A 20032-nucleotide genomic window follows, 5' to 3' on the forward strand; every position below is an offset into this window, starting at 1 on the left:
GCGACTGGTGAGCACAGCTTCCTCGGAGTCCGACCGGTCCGCCGCCGACGGGTCGGAGGCCGTGGCGACCATCGTGGGGCTCTTCCGCGACGAGCTCGGCGTCCCCGGATGTCGTCCCGACGACTCCTTCTTCCGGCTCGGGGGCGACTCGCTCGCGGCGAGCCGTGTGCTCGCCGCGATCAGGCAGCGTTACCAGGTCGTCGTGCCGCTGGCCGACATGTTCGCCACGAGCACCCCGGCGGGCCTGGCCGCTCTCCTGGTCGAGCTGCGACGGGCCGGTCGACCCCGACGCCGTTCCATCAGCGACAGCGCACGACGACACCGTGGCGAGTACTACCCCCTGGCACTGAGCCAGGACGGGATCTACCGCATGGACCGAGCACTGGGTGGTATCGGCATCTTCAACAGCCTGACCCGCCTGGAGTTCACCGGTGACGTCGACCCACGGGCGCTGTGCGAGGCGATCGAGCTGACCGCCCAGCGTCAGGCCGCCCTCCGAACCGTGTTCGGCGTGGCCGACGGACAACCCGGCCAACGCCTGCTGTCCGCACCGCCGAGAGTCCGGCAGATGGATCTCGGCCCCGACGGCGAGGCCGCCCTGCGCACCCTGATGCCGCGGCTCCGCGCCGAGGCCTTCGACCTGCACGAGGAACCAGCAGCCCGGTTCCACCTGGTGCGCACGGCGCCGAACAGCTGGTCCGTGCTGGTGACCAGCCACCACATCGCCTTCGACGGCATGTCCGCGTCGATCCTGGCCGACGAGCTGGTGCACGGCTACCAGGTGTGCACCGGCGCGGCGACCGCGCTGCCACCGCTCCGGGCGGACTACCTCGACTTCACGCAGTGGCAACGCGAGACGTTGCGGGGAGACCGGCTCGAGGCCCACCTGTACCAGCTCCAGGAGCTGCTCGACGAGCCGGTGGCTCCGCTCGTGCCGGCCGCGGAGACGCCCGGGTACCGGTCCAGGGCCGAGACGTTCGAGATCGAGCCCGCGATCCTGACCCGCCTGGACTCTCTCGCGACCGACCGCGCGGCGACCCTGTTCGTCGTGCTCGTCGCCACCCTCCTGGAGTTCTCGCGGCGATGGACGGGGACCGGGCGGCAGCTGCTCACCATCCAGGCGGCGAACCGCACCTGGCCAGGCAGCGAGGCACTGATCGGGTGCTTCTCCAACCTGCTGCCCGTGGTCGGCGACCTCAGCTCCGCGACCGAGCCCGCGGAGCTGGTAGGCCAGGCCAGGGCGAGCGTCGAGCGTGCCCTGCGCAACGAGGAGATGCCGTTCGAGCACGCGCTCTCGCTGCTGGCCGAGCGGAGCGGGGACCGGTCCGGTCCGAACTATTCCCCACAGCTCGGTTTCGTGCTCCAACCGCCGCTCCGGGGCAGCTGGCAGCTCCCCGGATGCGTGGTCAGGACCGAAGCGGTGCTGCCCGCGGGGGACAATGTGGACGCGACGGCGTTCCCCTTGGTGCTGGAGTTCTTCCGGAACGGCGACCACCTGCGGGTGCTCAGCCAGCGACTGCTCTCCGTGTGGCCTACGGAGCTGTTCGAGCGCGCGGTCGGGGAGATCAGGTCGGTGTTGCGTGACCTGGTCGGTGACCCCGCGGCGATCGGCCGGTGAAGCCGACCGCTCCGGTCGTGCTGCTTACCAGGCACGCCTTTCGCACCGCACCGGGATCCACGACCGGCCTGGCCCTGCTCGTACTGCTCGCCTCCGCGCTTCCCGCCGGGCTGGCCATCGCCTCCGGCGCCCTCGTCGCGACGGGCACGACCCTGCCGGACGCGAGTGGTCCGCTGCTCGGCACGGCGTTCGCCCTGGGCATCCTCTTCGTACTGCAGCAGGTCCTGCTGCCCGTCGCGCAGGTCTTCGCCGAGAGCGTCGGCCGGCGGCTGGACCGGGAGGTGGCACAGCGGGTCCTGGCCGCCCTCGACCGGCCACGCGAGCTGGCCGCGCTCACCCACTCCCGCACGACGGAGCTGGTGAGCGCGATCAACGACGGCCTCGCCGGCGCGACCGCGCGGGACGCGCTGGTCGGCGTGGTCAACATGGCCGTGGCACGGCTCGGCTCCGCCGCCGGCGGGGTCGTCCTGTGCGCCTACCAGTGGTGGCTGGGCGTCCCGGTGCTCCTTGTGCACGCATACGTGATGGTGCTCGTGTCCCGTTGCTACCAGCGGGCACTGGCCTCGGCCGAGGGCGCGCCGGCGCGGTTCCGGCGGGCCCGGTACCTCAGGGACCTGTTGTGCACCGCCCCCGCGGCCAAGGAGATCCGGGTTTTCGGCCTCGCCGCCTGGATCCTCGACCGGTACGCCGAGGAGTCGAGCCGCGCGCTGGAGCAGGTCAGGAGCACGCGCATCGGTGCGGGACGGGTCGGCGTCCAGAGCGCACTCCTGCTCCTCGCGGTACACACCGCGACGTTCGTGATGCTGGCGCTCGACGTCCGGGACGGCGGCCTGTCGGTCCCGATGTTCACCACGTTCGCCGTCGCGGCGACCGGTCTGCTCGGCATCACCACCGTCTGGCCGGACCTGCTCAACATCGCGGTCGGCGGCGGGACCCTCCTGCTGGTCGACCAGCTCGAGGACCGGCTCGCCCACGAGGACGCCCTCGGCTCCCCCGCTCCCCCGCGGCCGTTGGGGACGATCGTGTTCGAGGGCGTCGGCTTCCGCTATCCGGGATCGTCGACCTGGGTCGTCCGCGGGCTCGACCTCACCTTCCGCCCGGGCAGGACGACGGCGATCGTCGGGGTGAACGGGGCCGGCAAAACGACGGTAGCCAAGCTGTTGTGCGGCCTCTACCGGCCTACGGAGGGCCGGATCACGGTCGACGGCGTGGACATCCGCACGCTCGACACCGCCCAGTGGCAACGCCGGTTCGCCGGCCTGTTCCAGGACTGGGTCCGGTGGTCGCTGTCCCTGCGGGACAACGTGGCCTTTCGGGCCCCGGCCGGCCCCGCCACCGATGCGGAGTTGACCGCGCTGGCGCGGTGGTGCGGGCTGGCCGAGGTGGTCGACCGGCTGCCGGCCGGGTGGTCGACCCCGTTGAGCCGGGCCTTCGGCGGCGTGGACCTGTCCGGTGGCGAGTGGCAGCGGGTCGGCCTGGCCAGGGCGCTGTGGGAGCTTCGTGCGGGAGCCGAGGTGCTCCTGCTCGACGAGCCCACCTCGGCGCAGGACGTGCGCAGTGAGACCGGGTTCTACGAACTGCTGAGGTCGGCGACCTCCGACCGGTCGGTGGTCCTCATCTCACACCGGTTCAGCATCGTGCGACAGGCCGACCACATCGTGGTCCTCGCCGGCGGAGCCGTCGTCGAACAGGGCGACCACATCAGCCTCATGTCCGCGAACGGGACCTACGCACACATGTTCACCCTCCAGTCCGCGCCCTTCTCCGAAGGGGTGCGGTCATGACGAAGCCGGCGAAGGCGCACCGGAACGCCCTGTACGCGGCGATCGCCCTGTCCTGGACGGCCGACCGGCGCGCGACCCTGTTGACGTTTGTCGGCTTCGGACTGCGCCCCGCCCTCCCCGTCCTCATCGCCTACCTGGTCAAGGTCATGGTCGACGCGGCGGTCGTCGGCGACACCGACCTCCTGGTCAGGGCCGCACTCGGCATCGGGACGGCCGCCGCGCTGTCCGCCGGGAGCGTCCCCTACGCCGTCGAGCTGTCCACCCGGATGATCGAAAGTACCGCCGTGCTGGTGGACCGGAAGCTGATGACGTTGACCGGCAGCCTGCCGACGGTCCAGGACCTGGACGACCCGGAGGTGCTGGACCGGCTGGAGGTACTGCGACAGGAGCGCGTGCGCCTGTCCGAAGGCGCGGACGCCGTCGCCCTCGTGCTCGGAGCGGCCGTCCGCGCGGGGGTGACCGCGGTCGTCCTCGCCGTCGTCGACCCGTTCCTGTTGCTCACCCCGTTGCTCGCCGTCCCCGCCGTGGTCGCGGCGAGTCGGATGCAGGCGCGCCGGACCGCTGCGCTGGACACGGCCGCCGCGGACGCGAGGCTGGCACGGCACCTGTACGAGGTCGGCAGTGCTCCCCGCTGGAGTTCGGAGACTCGGCTGTTCGGTCTCGGACCCGCCATCAGGCGGCGGTACCACGAGGCCGCGGAGCGCGCGGACCGGCACGTGGTCGGGGCGCTCGGCCGCGCCCTGCTGCCCGTGACCGCCGCCGGGGTCCTGTTCGCCGCGGGGTACATCGGCGCGTTGCTGCTCGTGACACGTCAGTTCGCCGCCGGCGGTGCGACCCTGGGCGAGGTGGTGCTCACCCTCAACCTGGTGACCCTGATCAGCATCCAGGTCGGGCAGGCGGTCCAGTTCCTGGCGTTCCTCCACCAGACCGTCGACGCCTCCCGCCGGTTGCTGTCCCTGGAGTCCTATGTGGAGAACTCGGTCGCGCGGACCGGCGGGGACCGGAGCGCGCCCGCCGTCCTCCGGTACGGCATCAGCCTGGCCGGCGTCGGCCTGCGCTACCCGGGAAGCGGACGGTGGGCGCTGCGCGACGTCTCCCTCCACCTCCCGGCCGGTTCGGTGGTCGCGGTCGTCGGGGTCAACGGTGCCGGCAAGTCCAGCCTGATCAAACTGCTCACCGGCCTGTACGAGCCGACCGAGGGAACGATCACCGTCGACGGCGAGAGCCTCACCGGGTTTCGACCCGGCGCGTGGCAGGCCCGTACCAGCGGTTGCTTCCAGGACTTCGTGCGGCCGGAGTTCACCGTCGCGACCGCGGTCGGCGTCGGCGACCTGGCGACCGCGGACGATCCGGACGCGGTACGCGCGGCGGTCCGGCACGGCGCGGCGGACGGGATCGTCGCCGCCCTGCCCGACGGGCTCGCCACCCCACTGGGCTCCTCACACGCCAACGGAACCGAGCTGTCCGGTGGGCAGTGGCAGCGGCTCGCCCTGGCTCGTGCCAGGATGCGGCCTTCGCCCTGCCTGCTCGTGCTCGACGAGCCGACCTCGGCGATCGACCCGCTCGCCGAGGACGTGACCCTCCGACGCTACCTGGCCGCCGCCCGGCTGACCGCCGCGCGAGCCAACGGCGTCACCGTGGTCGCCTCCCACCGGCTCGCCACGGCTCGGGCCGCGGACCTGGTGATCGTGATCGCCGCGGGCGCGGTCGTTCAGTTCGGGTCGCACCAGCGGCTGATGGCCGACTCCGACGGCCCGTACCGCGAGCTGTACGAAAGGCAGTCCGGCGCGTACTCGTGACCGGCAGACGCACCGCACCGCCGATTCTGCCGGTGGAACCGCGTGGACCGGGCCACGCCGTTTGCGGATCATGGAACCGGATGAGCCGTCGACAGTTGGGGTACATTGTGGACAAGGCGCTACCCACGCATCCTTCCGATGGTATGCAACCGATTCCTCGTCCACGCGGGGAGCGGGACGTGGCGGGCGCCGCTCCGGTCGAGGTCCGTTGTCTCGGCGTGTTCGCCCTCACGATCAACGGCCGGACGGTCGAGCGCTGGCGGGCGGGAAAGGCTCGGGAACTACTTCAGTTCCTGCTCCTCAGGCCGGGTCGAGTCGTCCCGAGGGACACGCTCTGCGACGCACTGTGGCCCGACTCCCCCGGGACGGGGCGGACGCGTGGCTCGCTGAAGGTCGCCGTCCACGCGCTGCGACGCATCCTCGACGACCACCTCGGTCTCGACGGCCGGGACGTGGACACCCAACCGCTGCGGGTGATCACCGTCGAGCAGGGATACCTCCTCGACGTGGACCGCCTGCACATCGACTTCGAGGTCTTCGACGAGCTCGTCGACCGCGCCCACCGGGCGGACACCGCGCACTCGACGACCGAGGCTGCCGCACGGTTCCGAGCGGCGGTCGAGCTCTACGGTGGTGACTTCCTCGCCGAGGTCGACGCCGAATGGGCATGTGTACAGCGCGAGTGGCTGCGCAGCCGCTACCTCTACGCCCTCCAACGCCTCGCCGAGCTCGACCTGGCGGCACAGGACCACCTGTCGGTGGTGCGGTGGTGTCGACGCATGATCGACGCGGAGCCCCTGTGCGAACAGGCCTACCGCACGCTGATGGTCGCCCACGCCGAGCTGGGCCAGCTGAGCCAGGTACACCGGTGGTACCAGCTGTGTGTCCGGCGCCTGCGTGAGGTGCTGCAGGCGCCGCCGGACCCGGTCACCGAGCAGGCGTACAGCCGCGCCCTGCGGCGCGGCTGAGCCGGCTACTCCTTCCCGGCTTCCTCGCTCCGGCCCTCCATCGCCACAACCAGCGAGCGTGGGCGCATGTCCGTCCACTCCCGATCCACGTAGTCCAGGCAGGACGTACGGGTGTCCGGTCCGTGCACGAGCACCCAGCCCGGTGGGACGTCGGCGAACTCGGGCCACAGCGAGTACTGGTCCTCCTCGTTGCGCAGCACCAGAAAGGTCCCGTCCTCCTGGTCGAAGGGATTGCTCATCATCACCCTCCCGTGGTCGAGGTCAACAACGCGGAGAGCGCGCGTCGATCTCGTTTTCCGTTGGTGTTCGTGGGCAGTTCCCCGACCCGGACCACCCGCGCGGGCAGCAGATGGTCCGGTAGCCAGGTGGCCAGCTCGGCACGTACCCGGCCACGGAGATCGGCGCCGGCCTCCGGTGTGACCACGAAGAGCACGAGCACCGGCTCCCCCCGCGCGGAGGTGTCGACCACAGCCGCGGCATCCGTCACCCAGGACAGCGCCCGCGCCGCGTGGTCCAGCTCCCCCAGCTCGATCCGGAAGCCCCGGATCTTCACCTGGTCGTCCCGTCGCCCGTGGAAGCGGATGTCCCCCTCCGGGTCGAGGTGCCCGAAGTCGCCGGTCCGGTACCAGCGACCGGGCCGGTCGGGCACCTCCAGAAATCTCGACGCGCTCAGCTCCGGGTTGTTCACGTACCCGCGAGCGACCTGGCGGCCACCGACGAAGATCTCACCGACGGTGCCGTGCGGTGCCGGGCGGTGGTCCTCGTCGAGCACGACCACCGGGCTGTGCCGGTAGCCCTGCCCGATCGGCGTGGCCGGGTCCGCCCTGGTGAGCTCGTGCGGGGCAATCTCGGCGAAGGTGTTGTACACGGTGGTCTCGGTGATCCCGTAGACGTTGTACCAGGCGGGCGCCATCCCCGGGTGGGCGTCGACCCAGGTACGCATCGCCCGGTAGTTGAGCGGCTCTCCGCAGAAGGTCACCCCGCGCAGCGGCACACGCAGCCGCTCCTCCGCGACGGCCTCGGCCAGCTGGGCGAACACGCTGGGCACGACGTGCAGCCGGGTGGCACGGTGGCGGAGCATCAGCTCGGCGAGGAGCTCGGGGTTGCGGCCGGCTTCTCCCTCCACCGCCACCAACGTCGCCCCGACGGCGATGCCGGCCCACATCTCCCACACGCTGACGTCGAAACCGTGCGCGTGCTGGAGTGGCCACACCTCGTCCTCGCCGAAGGGGAACAGCGGCACCGCGTCGCTCAACAACGCCAGGACGTTGGCGTGCGTGATCGCCACTCCCTTGGGCCTGCCGGTGGACCCGGAGGTGTACATGACGTACGCCTCGGGTCCGGGGGTCGCCTCGCGCGAGGCCGGCAGCCGGGGCCCGCCGGGGAGCAGGTCGTCCTCGTGGACGTCGACGAGGTCGAGCGAGGTGTCGGTGAGAGCGCGTCGGCCGCCGGCGTCGCACACCGCCGCGGCCATCCCGGCGTCGGCCACGATGTGTCGGATGCGGTCGACCGGGTTCCGCGGGTCCAGCGGCACGTAGGCGCAGCCGAGCCGCATCAGGGCGGCCGAGGCGACCAGCGGGAGCGGGCCGCGTTCGACGCACAGGCCCACCCGCTGTCCCGGTTCGGCGCCCGCCGCGCGGAAACGGCCGGCCAATGCGTCGACCCGCGCGTCCAGCTCGGCGTAGGTGAGCGCGGTCCCCGCGCCCGTGAGAGCCGGCCTGTCGGCGAACCGGCGCGCTGATCGGCGCAGCAGTCCGGACAGCGACCCGAGGACGGGACTCACCATGCCCTCCCGGAGGCGATGGAGCGTTCGGCCGGCAGCGGGTCCGCCTCGCCGTCGGCCCAGGCGGACCATTGGCTCACCGTGCTCGCACCGCTCGGCGCACCGGGCACCGCGAGGGTCCCGTCCCCGGGGCGGGCCAGGTCGACGACGAAGCGCACGGCCGCGCCGAAGTCGGGCTCGGCGACCAACAGGCTCTCCGCGCAGCCGGAGAGCTCGATGCCGAGGAGGTGCGGCGCCACCGAGAGCCTGTTCACCTGGCCCCACCGGACCGGCTCGGCGCTGCCGGTGCGGCGCGTCAGCAGGGCGCGGGCGGCGACCAGCTGCGCCAGGACGAACTGGCGAGGCCGGGTCCAGGGCGCCGGCACCAGCCCCGCGTCGAGCGCGCCCAGCATCCGGCGCAGCGGCCGTTCGTGGCCGTGGAAGCAGTAGGTGAACCGGTCGTCGTATCGCACGCAGCGGTCGGTGACCGCGGCGAACATGCGCTCGCGCACCAGGTCGCGGAACACGACCAGCAACGCGAGACCGACCTCGTCCCGGTGCGCCGTTCCCCGCCACGCCGCGATCTCGGCCGCCAGGGCGGCCACCCGGTCGTCCGCGCGTCCCGCGCCAAGCTGCCGCAGCGCGAGGTCGCGGTAGAACGTGTAGTAGGAGGCGTCGAGGTCCAGCTGCAGGCGAGCCGACGCCGTGAGGTCCTGCCCTCGCCCCGCGGCTAGCCCGATCCCGGCGCGGCGAGCGCGGCAGCCGGGGAAGAAGTTCCACGCCAGCCCTGCCTCTCGAGTCTCGGCGTTGCCGTTGTTGCAGTTGACGATGAAGCCTTCGGGCGAAGCGACGCGACGCGGAAGGTGCTCCGGCGGCAGCAGGAGCCCACCCTCGCCGGTGGTGAAACCGTGCGGGCCCGGACCGGAACGGACGGGGTAGCGTCCGGCGGCGGTCCAGAGCACCACACCTCCCGCGTCCGCCACGACGGCGTTGAGAGGCGGCAGGCCACTATGGACGATCACGTCCGCGGCCGCGTTGGCGTCCCCGGCGGTGGCGATGCGAGCCAGCGTGAAGTCGAGCGCCCTCGGGTCGGTCAGGGTGGACGAGAAGGCGACCGGTCGTCCGGCGAGCTCGCCGGTGACCGGGCCCCAGCGGGTCTCGCGAACCGCCAGGACGACGTCGTCTCCCCCGCGCACCCGGATCACCTCCCGGCGCACGCCGAACTGCTCGACCCCCTCACCCACGCGGTAGCCGCCGCTCGGGACCTCCTCGACCTCCCGCAGCTCGCAGACATCGCCGGGCAACCGGGTGAACCCCCAGGCCACGCGGCCGTTCGTGCCCATGATGAGCATGGGCAGGCCGGGTACGGTCACACCGGTCAGCTCGGTGCCGGGCAGGACGAGCCGGGCGGCGTAGAGCACCGACGGGTCGGTCAGCTCCAGGTGCATGTCGTTGGCCAGCACGACCGAGCCGGCGCGTGCGACAGCCCAGATGTTGCTGCCGACCGGCGGCCCGTCGTGGACCACGACCCGGGTACTCGGCTCCACCGCTTCGGACAACAGCCCGGCGAGCAGGTCGACCGGCATCGGGGCCGGCGTCGAGTCCGGGGTGGGGTCCGGTGGCGTCCCGTCGAGCTCGGTGGCGAACTCGTCGGTCGCGTCGAGCAGGAACGTCACCACCTCGGCGGGCAGCGTCCGGCGCATGACCTCGACCATCCGGGTGTCGGCGCCGTCGGAGACGAGGGCCTGGAACAGGTGCTGCGCCACGGCGACGGTGTCGCGTGGCCGCCAGGGCGACGTGCTGGTACCGGCGAGGTTGACACCGGCGGTGTGGAACTCGAGGAGCCGGCGCTGGTCGGCGGGCAGACCTGCCAGGCAGCGGTCCGCCACACCGGCCAGGTCCAGGGTCCGCTGTCGGATGTCGCCCTGGACGGCCGCCGGGCCGACCCGTTCGGCCAGTCGGCCGTGGCTGCGGCGACGCAGCAGGTCGAGCTGCGCGCGGCGGTGCGTCGCGCAGACCCAACCCAACCCGAACGCCGCCGCGTCCAGGGTCGGCGCCTCGATGGATGGCCGTCCGGCCGCGTCGAGGGTGATCTCGACCGGTCCGTCCTCGGTCGCCAGTACGGTCATGGAAGTGCCACCTCGCTCGGCGCGAAGGGGTGGTCCGCCACGGCGAAGTCCCGCGCGGCGGCGCTGATCGCACCCGCGACGGCCGCCGCACCCGGCCGGTGGTCGTCGGCGGCCTCGACACCCACCCGAACGGCTCCGTTCTCCGCCACGTGGAGCGCCACGGTGAGCGAAGCGCCGACGATGGTGTCGACCAACGGTTCACCCTCGTCGGAGACCTGCACGAGAGTCGGGGACGCCCCCGGCTCCGAGCGGTACGGTTGTTCGAGCGTCGTCACCACGTCCACCAGGTCGCCCGGCTCGAACCCCAGTTCCGCGCACGGACCGTCCAGCATGGCGCCGAGCGGCGCCGCCGCCCAGCGGCGGGCCGCGACCAGTTCCGACCGCACAGCGCGGACCAACTCACGCGGGGTGGACGCGCCCGCGACATCCGCGACGAGCAACGTGCTGGTGCCGAAAGGGCCGATCGTGCGCTCCAGGCCGGCCAGCGTCCGGTTGTCCACCAACGTTCCGAGGCCGATCCTCGCCCTGCCGGTCACCCTGGACAGCCCGTGGGCGACGACCGACGAGAACGCCACGAAGTCGGTGACACCGTCGGCTCTCGTCCAGCGCCGCAGGCGAGCCGTCGTCTCCGGCGCCAGGGTGAGGACCTCGCGCCGACAGCGGGTGGCACGCCCTGCCGGCCCACCCGGTGCGCGGTCCCGGGTGAGGTCGCCGACCACTCGCCGCCAGTGCTGGCGGGACCGTGCGACCAGGTCGTCCAGGTGGGCCCGCTGCCACCGCGCGTAGTCGAGATAGCTCGGTCCTTTCTCGGGCGGGACGGGATCGATCCCGTCCCGCAGCTCCCGGCACGCGGTCGAGAGGTCGTCCAGCAGCACGGCCTGGGACACGCCGTCCACCGACAGGTGGTGCAGGTGCAACACGAGCAGGTCCCGCTGTTCGGAGCGGAACAGTTGGGCGCGCACGAGGTTTCCACTCGTCAGGTCGTGCGGACGAAGGTGCCGGCGTCGCACGGCCGTGCGGACCGCCGCGGGGGACGATGCCCCTTCGACCACCTCGAAGACCACCTCGGACAGGGCGAGCGGCGGGCCGACCACCTGCTGGCCGTCATCGGAGAAGCGCAGGCGAAGCCCGGGGTGCCGGTTGACCACCCGGTGCAGGGCACGCCGTAGGAGCTCCGGCTCGACGCGAGGCGTGACCTCGACCGCAACGACGACGTTGTGCACGGGTGAGGGCCCCAGCACCGCCTCCACCCGGAGCAGCTCCTCCTGTTGGGCGGACACAGGCCCGGTCTGCCGGTCGGTGGCGACCGGACCGGACCGGTCGGTCGCGCCGGCCAGGCAGACCCGAACCTGGTCGACGAAGTCGCCGAAGACGGGATGTTCGAAGATCAGGCCGACGGGCAGGCCGGAGCCCAACTCCCTGCGCAGTCGGGACATCAGCCTGCTCGCCAGCATCGAATGGCCGCCCAGGGCGAAGAAGTCGTCCCGACCGGTCACCGTGGACGCGCGAAGCAGCTCCTGCCACGCACGCCGGACGGTCGCGGCCAGGTCGGGTGGCGGTGGGCCGGCGGTCAACGCGACCGCTCCGCGACCGGACCCGCGACGGCCAGGGCGCTTCGCACCGCGTCCAGCACCGCCGCGCGGTTGTGTTCGACAAACATGTGCCCTCCGTCCACCTGGAACTCCCGGATCGGCTGGTCGGTCTCGGCGGCCCAGCCCGCCATCGTCTCGGGAGCCGCGTCGTCGTCCTCCCGGCCGGCGATCGTCGCGATGGGTACCGGCAACGGCGGAGCCGGGCGGTACCGGTAGGTCTCGCCGAGCGCGGCGTCCGCACGCAGAACCGGTAGCAGGATCGACAGCAGCTCGTCGTTGTCGAGCACGTCGGGCGGCGTCGCACCCATGGCTCGTACCCACGTGAGGAACTCGTCGTCGGGAAGCGTGTGGACCCCGTTCGCCGGGCGCGGCAGGCTCGGCGGCTCGCACGCCGCGACCACCAGAAGCCTCGGTGCCCGGCCCGCCGCCACGAGCCGCCGGGTGAGCTCGAACGCCAGCAACCCGCCAAGGCTGTGGCCGAACAGCGCGAGGGGTGTTCGGGGGTCATCGACCAGCTCCTCGGCCAGGTCGTCGGCGAGCTGGTGCAGGTTCTCGGGCAGCGGCAGGTGCCACCGGTCGGCGCGGCCAGGCAGGCTGATCGCCTGGACGGTGGCCAGGCCGCCCAGCTCCTCCTGCCACCCTCTAAACGTGGTCGCCGATCCGCCCGCGTACGGCAGGCACACCAGGTGTGTCGGGCGAGGTCGCACGGTGGAGCTCATCTCCTCCTCAGGCGGCGAGCACGGTGGTGGTCTCGACCACGAGCGCGGTCAGTTCCGCGACCAGCTCGTCGAGGCCCCCGCCCGACCAGCGGGCGCTCGGGTACAGCAGGGTCGCGGCCTGGTCGGGCTGGCTGGGCACGCTGAGCGTGAGGTCGTGCCGCAGGCGCACCTGGGTGCGCGGCGTCGGCGTGACCCGCAACTTCCCGAACCGCACCTGCCCGGTCGGCGCGTTCATCTCCTCGATGCCCACGTTGGTCAACGGATCGTCGCCGGCGGGTCCCCAGCCGGCCGCCCGGACCACCTCGCGGTACGGGACCTCGGTGTGGCGCAACGCCGTTCCCACCGCCGCCGTCCCGGTCGCCACGACCGCGCGGACGGCGGAACCGGCGACCGCGGGGACCACGATCGGGACCACGGAGATCAGGCACCCGAGCAGTGCGGCGCTGCCGCCCGACCGGTCGGCCACGGGAGCGGACAGCACCACGGCGCCCTGCCCGCTCACCCGCCCCAACGCCAACGCGAACAACCCCGTCAAGCCCATGAACCTGGTCGTTCCGAACCGCCGGCAGGCCGCATCGAAAGCGACCCAGCCGCCAGGACCCACCGGAATCGGGAGCTCGGCGGCAACGCGGTCCGGGTGGGTCGGGTCCAGGCCGGGTACCCGCAGCCGGTACGGCACGTCGCTCAGCCGCGAGGCCACCTCGCTCGCCCGGCCGGCCGCGACCGCCTCGCGCTCGCGGCGCACCCGCGCGGCGAGCCACGCCGGGTAGCCGGGCTCGCCGGGCGGAGGCTCGCTCCCCTCGGCGAGCAGCGGGTACCCACGCGCCAGGGCTCGCAGCAGGACACCGTGCGACCACCCATCGGTGATCAGGTGGTGCAGCACGACGACGAGGACGTGGTCGGTCTCGGACAGGCGCACCAAACGGGCTCGCCACAGCGGGCCGGTCGCCAGCTCGAACGGCTCCACGGCCGCCACCGCCACCAACCTGTCGACCCGCGCCCGGCGGTGCTCCTCGGGCACCCCGGAGAGGTCGACGTACCGCCAGTCGACCGCGTCCACGTCGAAGAACTGCCGTGGTTCGCGGTCGGTGTCCACCACCCGGGCGCGGAGGGCGTCGTTGCCGGCCTGGAGGTGGGCGAACACCAGCGCCAGCAGGTCGGGGTCCAGTGGTCCCTCGATGCGCAGAACGACGGTCTCGTGGTAGCCGGAGGTTCCCGGGTCGAGCTGCTCGGCCAACCAGATCCCCTGCTGCGTGGCGGTCAGCGGCGACCCGGCCGGTCCCCGGGCCCGGAGAGCGACGAGTAGCCGCTGCCGATCCGGGCTGAGCCCGTCGTGGTTCACGGCGTGCTCACACCCTGGCCGGTGGCCGCACGGCAAGGACCTCGAGGACACCGTTGACGGACCCGGCGTCGAACAGGTCGACGAGGGCGACGGTGATGCCCAGTGACTCGCGCATCCGCAGCACCAACCGCGCTCCGGCCAGCGAACCCCCACCGATCTCGAAGAAGTTGGCGTCCGGGTCGACCTCGGTCAGCTCGAGCATCTCGGCCCAGATCGCGCACATCCGGTCCCGCAGCTCGGCTGCCGGTCCGGACGCCCAGGTAGCCGCGGCGGCCCGGTCGTCGCCGGGTGCGGGTCCCGCCTGGCCGGCACCAGCCGTCGGCACCGGCGCGGTGGACCTGGTGGCGACCTCGACCGTGCCGACCGGCGTGCCGGGTCGCGCCATCACCTGTTCGAGGACGCCGAGGTAGCCGTCGACCATCCACTCCATCGTCGAGCGGTGGAACAGCTCGGTGGCGTAGCGCACCACCAGGTTCGCGCCGCTGTCGTCGGTCACGACGTCGACGACGAGGTCGAACTCGGCGAACACCCCGTCGTCGTCGACCATCTCGGCGAAGCGGTCGACCACCTCCAGGCCGGGCAGGCGAAGCGGCTCGCCTCCCGGTACGACCTGGAACGTCACCTGGAACAAGGGATGGCGGCTCATGTCCCGCACCGGGTTGAGGCGCTGGACGACCTGGTGGAGCGGTGCCTGTTGGTGCGCGAGCCCGTCGGACACCAGGACGGCCACCCGCCGCACGAGGTCGTGGAACAGCTCGGTGCGACGGCAGTCGACCCGATGCACCACGGTGTTCACGAAGTGTCCCGCCAGCCCGGCCAGCTCCGGCTCGTCACGGCCGGAGACCGGGGTACCGACGACGACCTCGTCCTGCCCGGCCCAGCGCGCCATGAGCACGTCGAACGCCGCGAGGAGCACGACGAACGGGGTGGTGTCCAGGGAGCGGGCGAACCGGGCGACTGTCTCGAACAGGGCGGGTTCGACCCGTCGCTCGCACACCGCGACCGCGAACCGGCGGGTCGCGGGGCGCTCGCCGTCCGTCGGCAGGGCGAGCACCGGGAGGTCGGCGAGCTGTTCGGTCCAGTACGCCAGGTCCTCGGAAAGGAAGGGCTCGACCTCCAGCCGCTGCCAGCGCGCGTAGTCACCGTACTGGACCGGCAGGTCCGGCAGGTCCGGATCCCTGTGCTCGAGCGCCGCGCCGTAGTGCTCGGAGATCTCCGTGCGCAGTACCGCGTGGGACCACTCGTCGGAGAAGGCGTGGTGGGTGACCAGGACCAGGATGTGCTCGGCCGAGCCGAGGCAGAACAGTTCGCCGGTCAGCTGCGGTGCCCTGGCCAGGTCGAACGGCTCGTCGAGACACCGCCGAACACGGCGCCGGACCTCCGCTCGCGCCGCGTCCGCCGGCAGCGCGGACAGGTCGGTCCTCGCCAGCTCGAACCGTACGTCCTCGCGAACCCGCTGGTACTGGCCCTCGGCGCTGGTCACCAGCTCGGTCCGCAGCACCTGGTGCCGGTCGACGAGCCGAGCGATCGCCTGCTCGAGGGCTGGCACGTCCAGCTCGCCGCCGATCGACCAGCAGAACGGCAGGGTGTAGGCGGACAGCCCGGGCACCAACGCCTCGGCCAGCCACAGCGACTCCTGGCCGAACGACAACGGGGTACGCGTGGTCAACGAGCTTCCTCCCATATCGCGACGGAAGTGCACCGAACGTATCCGGACACGGTTCAGACCCGGTTATGTGTCCCAAATGGACGTTCGTGGTCACCCTGACCCGACTCGAACGGTCACTGGAAGGCTGGTGTGACCGAGCATGAAGTTGGATCGGAGCCGAGTGGCCTCCCCCGCCATCGCGAACCGCAGGCCTCTGGTCAGGATCTCCTGCAACAGCAAGGAGATCTCCAGCTTGGCTGCCGCCATCCCGATACACCGGTGGCCACCCACGCCGAACGCGAGGTGGCGGTTCGGTGACCGGGTGAGATCGAACGAGTTTGCCGCCGGGAACTGCGCCTCGTCCCGGTTCGCCGACGCGTTCCAGAGGGTCACCGCGTCCCCCGCGGCGATCCGCACTCCGCCGAGCTCGACCGCCCGGGTCGCCGTCCGTTGCACGTAGGCGTTGGTCGACGTCCAGCGGAAGATCTCCTCGAGCGCGGACGGCAGGATGGAGGGGTCGGCGTGCAGCCGTTCGAACTGGTCCGGGTGGTCGATGAACGCGTGCACGGCGGCGGTCGCCGTGAACGGGGTCGTCTCGTTGCCGCCAACCGCGACGTTGAGGCAGTTGTAGAGGATCTCGGCCCGGCTCATGCGCCTGCCGTTGACCTCGGCCGTGAGCAGGATGCTCACCAGGTCCTCGCCCGGCGAACGCTGCCGGAGGCGGACCAGTTCGGCCATCAGGTCCAGGATCTCCACCTGAGTGGCGGCCAGGACCTCACGCCGCGTCGCGGCGTGGTAGGCGGGATCCTGGAACCCGATCATCCGCCTCGTGAGGCCGAGCAGGTGCAGTGCGTCCGACCGGTCCAGGCCGAACATCACCGCGAGCAGCCCCGCCGGCAGCTCCGGCGCGACGTCCTCGGCGAAGTCACCGCCCCCGGACCCGACGAACCGGTCGAGCGCCTCACCCAGGTAGGCCGAGACGACCGGCCCGACCCGGTCGAGCACCTCCGGGACGAACGCCCGGTGCACCTGCCTGCGCAGCAGCCGGTGGCGCGGGTCGTCGGAGGCGATCAGCATGCGACCGGAGGCGGTGTCCGACTCGTTGCGGAAGGAGCCGCCGAGGACCGTGCCCTGCCGGGAGGAGAACGTCGCCGGGTCGGCGTAGGCGTCGTGGACGTCGCGGTAGCGGGTCAACGCCCAGAAACCACCGTCCTCGGTCGGGTTCCAGTACACCGGCGCCTCCCGGCGCAGCACCTGCCACGCCGCGTGCGGGTCGCCGTCGGTGAACAGCCGGAGGTCGTTGAGGTTGATCAGGGCGGCCGTCATCGCACGAGGTCTCCCGTCCGCAGTCGGTCGATCATGCTCGCCTGTTCGGCCAGCACGCTGTGCTCGAACAACGCCTCCGGCTCGACCGTGGCACCCAGGTCCGCGCGCACCAGCAGGCGCAGGTGCGCCGCGAGCAACGAGTGCCCGCCCAGCTCGAAGAAGTCGTCGCCCACCCCGACCGACTCCACCGCGAGCAGGTCCTCCCAGGCCCGCACCAGGTACCGCTCGGTGTCGGTCCGGGGTGGTTGGTAGGCGCGGCGGCGCGCGGTGCGGGCGTGCAGCAGGTCCAGCAGGGCCGCCCAGTCCCGCTTCCCGTGCGCGTCGGTGGGCATCGCCTCGACCACGACGAACTCGGCGGGCACGAGGTGGGCGGGAACGGCACCGGCCATGAACTCCCGCAACGCGCGCAGCACGAAGTCCTCGTCCGCCGGTACGACGAAGGCCACCAGCCGGCGCAGGTCCTGCTCGCCGACGGCGACCACCGCGGCCTCGGCGACGGCGACCGAACGGCACAGGAACCGTTCCACCTCCCGCGGCTCAACCCGGTGCCCGCGGATCTTGACCTGCTTGTCCTCCCGGCCCAGGTACTCGAACGCGCCGCCCGGACCGCGCCGCACGACGTCGCCGGTGGCGTACATACGGGAGCCGTCGGCGGCGAACGGGTCGGCCACGAACCGGCTCGCCGTCTCCGCCGGCATCCCGAGGTATCCCCGTCCCACCCCGGCGCCGGACACGTACAGCTGGCCGGGCTCGCCATCCGGCACCGGTCGGAGCGCCCGGTCCAGCACGTACACCCGTGCCCAGCGGAACGGGCGGCCGATCGGCACCTGGTCGCCGAGCTCGGCGACGGCCCGCACGACGTGGCCGGTGACGGCGACGGAGGCCTCGGTCGGGCCGTACAGGTTGAGCAGCTCTCCGGCGAACCCCCCGGCCAGCAGCTCGGCGCAGGTCGACGGCAGCAGGACGTCCCCACCGGAACACAGCACCCGCAGCGTGGCGAACGCCTCCCGGTCGTGCCGGACCACGTGGTTCAGCGCGATCGCCGGCGCGAGCATCGCCGTGATGCGTTGCCTGCGCATCTCCCGGCCGAGGTCCGCACCCATCAGCTCGGGGAGGCTCGGGAGCACCACGAGCTCCGCCCCGCCGGCCACCGAGCGCCAGAGCTCGAAGGTGAACGTGTCGAACGAGATGCTCGAGGTCTGCGCCGTGCGGTCACCCGGCCCCAGCACCGGGATTGTCGGATCCGACGCGAAGGCCAGGAGGTGTCGGTGCTCGAGCACGACACCGCGCGGTGTGCCCGTCGTGCCGGAGGTGAACAGCACGCATGCCGCGTCCTGGGGCCGTGGGCGAGGCGGGCGGGGAGCCCCGGTCTGCGGGTCGGCACCTACCCACGACCCCCACTCGAGGATGGCGACGCCGGGCACCGCGATCCGGTCCCGCCACCCGGGTGCCACGAGCACCAGGCTGACCGCCCCGTCCTCGAGCATGGCGTCCCGCCGAGCGGCCGGGTAGACGTCGTCGATGGGGAGGTAGGCGGCTCCCGTGTGGAGGATCGCGAGCACCGACACCACGACGGGGGCGCCGCGGGGCAGGTGGAGCGCCACCCGGTCACCGGCGCCAACGCCCGTGGTGGCGAGCACGGCGGCGAGCGCGTGGACCTGGTCAGCCAGCTCGCGGTAGGTCAGCGTCCCGTGGTCGTCGCTCACCGCGGGCCGGTGCGGGTGGGCGGCCACCGCCCGCTCGAACAGCTCGACCAGTGTCGTCGGTGCGGACGCGGTCATGAGCTCGTCGCCGCCGGCCGCGCCGAGACCGCCTCGGCGAAGTCGTCCTCGATGATCCGCAACAGAGCCGGCGGCGCGGCGAGGTAGGTGAGCTTCCCGCCGTCCAGGTCATGCCTGCGCACCGTGCCGTAGTCGCGCCAACCGTCCATCTGGGCCGGAGCGACCTCGGGGTCGTCGGTCCACCCGAGTGCCGTGACCGGACACCGCACCGGGACGGGCGCCGCCAGCTGGTAGCCGTAACACAGCTCGACATCCGCGCGGAGCACCCGCAGGGCGAGCGGGACCAACTCCGGCAGGACGTCGCCGCCGCCGAGGGCCTGCGAGACCTGGTGCAGCTCGGCGGTGAACTCCTCGTCGGTCATCGAGGGGTGGTAGACACCGGTGACGCCCGGGGAGGGCGCGCGGTACCGCCGGCTCGGCGGCAGGTGGGGCACCACCGCCGAGGAGACGACGAGCAGCGCCGGTGGCCGCTCGGCGCTCCGTTCCAGACGGACGGCCAGCGCGTGGGCCAACAGAGCGCCCATGCAGTGCCCGAACAGCGCGTACGGCCGGTCCAGCCACGGGGCGAGCGCCTCACAGGCGTCGTCGGCGAACCGCTGGACGTCCTGGTACGGCTCGTGCCGGATGCGGTGCTCCCGGCCGGGGAGCTGGACCGGGCACACCTCCAACTGCCCGATCCGCGCCGGCCACCGGCGCAGGGAGGACGCGCCGGTTCCCGAGTACGGCAGGCAGAACAGCCGGGCAGGGACCTCCGGCAAGGGCTCGCGCAGCAGCCACCGGCCAGTCGCGTTCATGGCTCTCCTCCCGCGCTGTGGTCGGACACGCTCACCCCACCGGTCGCACGGCGACCGCGGCGTCCTCGACCACGGCGCGCAGCTCCCGCAGCGAGGCGACCGGGTCGGCACCCTCGGCGAACAGGTAGGAGTTGACCAGCACGGAGTCGAACCCCATCGCGAACGCCTCGACGACGTGCTCGGCGGAGCCGATGCCGCCGTCGAGCATCACCGGCACCGCACTGTCGACGAGCAGGTCCTCGACGACCCGAACGCGCTCCGGGGCGATTCCGCGGCGCGCACCGATCGGCGAGCCCATCACCCGCACCATCGAGCAGCCGAGCTCGACGCACTCGTCGAACACCCGCCGGTCCGGCGTGATCAGCGGCCAGACCTCGAGGCCGTCGCCGCGCAGCTCCCTGGCCGCGACGACGACCTCGTCGTTGACGCTCGTGGTCAGCCCGGGGTCCAACACCTCCAGCTTGACCACGCGGCTGCCGGTCAGCTCGACCGCCCGCCGGGCGCGGTGGACCGCCTCCGCGGCGCTGGTCGGGTGGTTGATGTTGAGCACAGGACGCAGACCGAGCTCGGCGCCCACCAGGTCCCGAACCGAGCCGAAGGTGGCCGACGCGTACCCGACCGGCAGGTCGTCCCCGGACCGCGTGTCGGGCAGCGTGTGGGTGTTGACGGCCAAATACGTGCAGCCGCTCGCCCGCAGCATGTTCGCCGCCGTCTCGGTGTCCACCCGGTGCTCGGGCTTGGCGCCGAAGCAGTGAAAGAGCTGAGTCATG

General features: G+C 72.4%; 15 protein-coding genes. 4 read left to right on the forward strand and 11 right to left on the reverse strand.

What is annotated here, in order from left to right; all coding sequences use genetic code 11:
* Positions 1-7 precede the first annotated feature (7 nt).
* The 4 genes from BU204_RS25770 (at position 8) to BU204_RS25785 (ending at position 6169) form a co-directional block, all read left to right on the forward strand.
* Complete coding sequence (locus BU204_RS25770) at positions 8-1618, forward strand: condensation domain-containing protein (protein ID WP_075128337.1); 1611 nt, start codon at positions 8-10, stop codon at positions 1616-1618.
* Positions 1615-3402, forward strand: a complete 1788-nt coding sequence (locus BU204_RS25775) for an ABC transporter ATP-binding protein (RefSeq protein ID WP_075128338.1) — start codon at positions 1615-1617, stop codon at positions 3400-3402. Before BU204_RS25770 ends, BU204_RS25775 begins: the two co-directional genes overlap by 4 nt.
* Positions 3399-5201: an ATP-binding cassette domain-containing protein gene (locus BU204_RS25780; protein ID WP_075128339.1), complete on the forward strand. Its 1803-nt coding sequence runs from the start codon at positions 3399-3401 to the stop codon at positions 5199-5201. Before BU204_RS25775 ends, BU204_RS25780 begins: the two co-directional genes overlap by 4 nt.
* A gap of 179 nt (positions 5202-5380) precedes the next feature.
* A complete protein-coding gene (locus BU204_RS25785) occupies positions 5381-6169 on the forward strand; it encodes an AfsR/SARP family transcriptional regulator (protein ID WP_075128340.1) in 789 nt (262 codons plus the stop codon).
* Positions 6170-6174: 5 nt separating this feature from the next.
* On the opposite strand, the gene BU204_RS25790 is transcribed toward BU204_RS25785, so the two are convergent.
* The 11 genes from BU204_RS25790 to BU204_RS25840 form a co-directional block, all read right to left on the reverse strand.
* Positions 6175-6408 carry an MbtH family protein gene (locus tag BU204_RS25790; protein WP_075128341.1) on the reverse strand — a complete coding sequence of 78 codons (234 nt, stop codon included), beginning with the start codon at positions 6406-6408 and terminating at the stop codon, positions 6175-6177.
* Between the two features lie 2 nt (positions 6409-6410).
* On the reverse strand, positions 6411-7955 hold the full coding sequence (locus tag BU204_RS25795) for an amino acid adenylation domain-containing protein (protein ID WP_158073514.1): 1545 nt from the start codon (positions 7953-7955) through the stop codon (positions 6411-6413).
* Positions 7949-10060: a penicillin acylase family protein gene (locus tag BU204_RS25800; RefSeq protein WP_075128343.1), complete on the reverse strand. Its 2112-nt coding sequence runs from the start codon at positions 10058-10060 to the stop codon at positions 7949-7951. The genes BU204_RS25795 and BU204_RS25800 overlap by 7 nt, the downstream gene beginning before the upstream one ends.
* A complete protein-coding gene (locus BU204_RS25805) occupies positions 10057-11634 on the reverse strand; it encodes a condensation domain-containing protein (protein WP_075128344.1) in 1578 nt (525 codons plus the stop codon). The genes BU204_RS25800 and BU204_RS25805 overlap by 4 nt, the downstream gene beginning before the upstream one ends.
* The gene (locus tag BU204_RS25810; protein ID WP_075128345.1) at positions 11631-12371 is read right to left on the reverse strand and encodes a thioesterase II family protein; all 741 of its coding nucleotides are present in this window, start codon (positions 12369-12371) and stop codon (positions 11631-11633) included. Before BU204_RS25810 ends, BU204_RS25805 begins: the two co-directional genes overlap by 4 nt.
* 7 nt (positions 12372-12378) lie before the next feature.
* Complete coding sequence (locus tag BU204_RS25815; protein WP_075128346.1) at positions 12379-13713, reverse strand: condensation domain-containing protein; 1335 nt, start codon at positions 13711-13713, stop codon at positions 12379-12381.
* Positions 13714-13720: 7 nt separating this feature from the next.
* A complete protein-coding gene (locus tag BU204_RS25820; protein WP_158073515.1) occupies positions 13721-15382 on the reverse strand; it encodes a condensation domain-containing protein in 1662 nt (553 codons plus the stop codon).
* Between the two features lie 90 nt (positions 15383-15472).
* Positions 15473-16687, reverse strand: coding sequence for a cytochrome P450 (locus BU204_RS25825; protein ID WP_075128348.1), 1215 nt, complete (start codon positions 16685-16687; stop codon positions 15473-15475).
* Positions 16684-18468: a non-ribosomal peptide synthetase gene (locus tag BU204_RS25830; RefSeq protein ID WP_075128349.1), complete on the reverse strand. Its 1785-nt coding sequence runs from the start codon at positions 18466-18468 to the stop codon at positions 16684-16686. The genes BU204_RS25825 and BU204_RS25830 overlap by 4 nt, the downstream gene beginning before the upstream one ends.
* Positions 18465-19262: a thioesterase II family protein gene (locus tag BU204_RS25835; RefSeq protein ID WP_075128350.1), complete on the reverse strand. Its 798-nt coding sequence runs from the start codon at positions 19260-19262 to the stop codon at positions 18465-18467. The genes BU204_RS25830 and BU204_RS25835 overlap by 4 nt, the downstream gene beginning before the upstream one ends.
* Before the next feature lie 31 nt (positions 19263-19293).
* Positions 19294-20031: a beta/alpha barrel domain-containing protein gene (locus tag BU204_RS25840; protein WP_075128351.1), complete on the reverse strand. Its 738-nt coding sequence runs from the start codon at positions 20029-20031 to the stop codon at positions 19294-19296.
* Position 20032: the final 1 nt, after the last annotated feature.

This window comes from Actinophytocola xanthii, assembly GCF_001921205.1.
Lineage (GTDB): Bacteria > Actinomycetota > Actinomycetes > Mycobacteriales > Pseudonocardiaceae > Actinophytocola > Actinophytocola xanthii.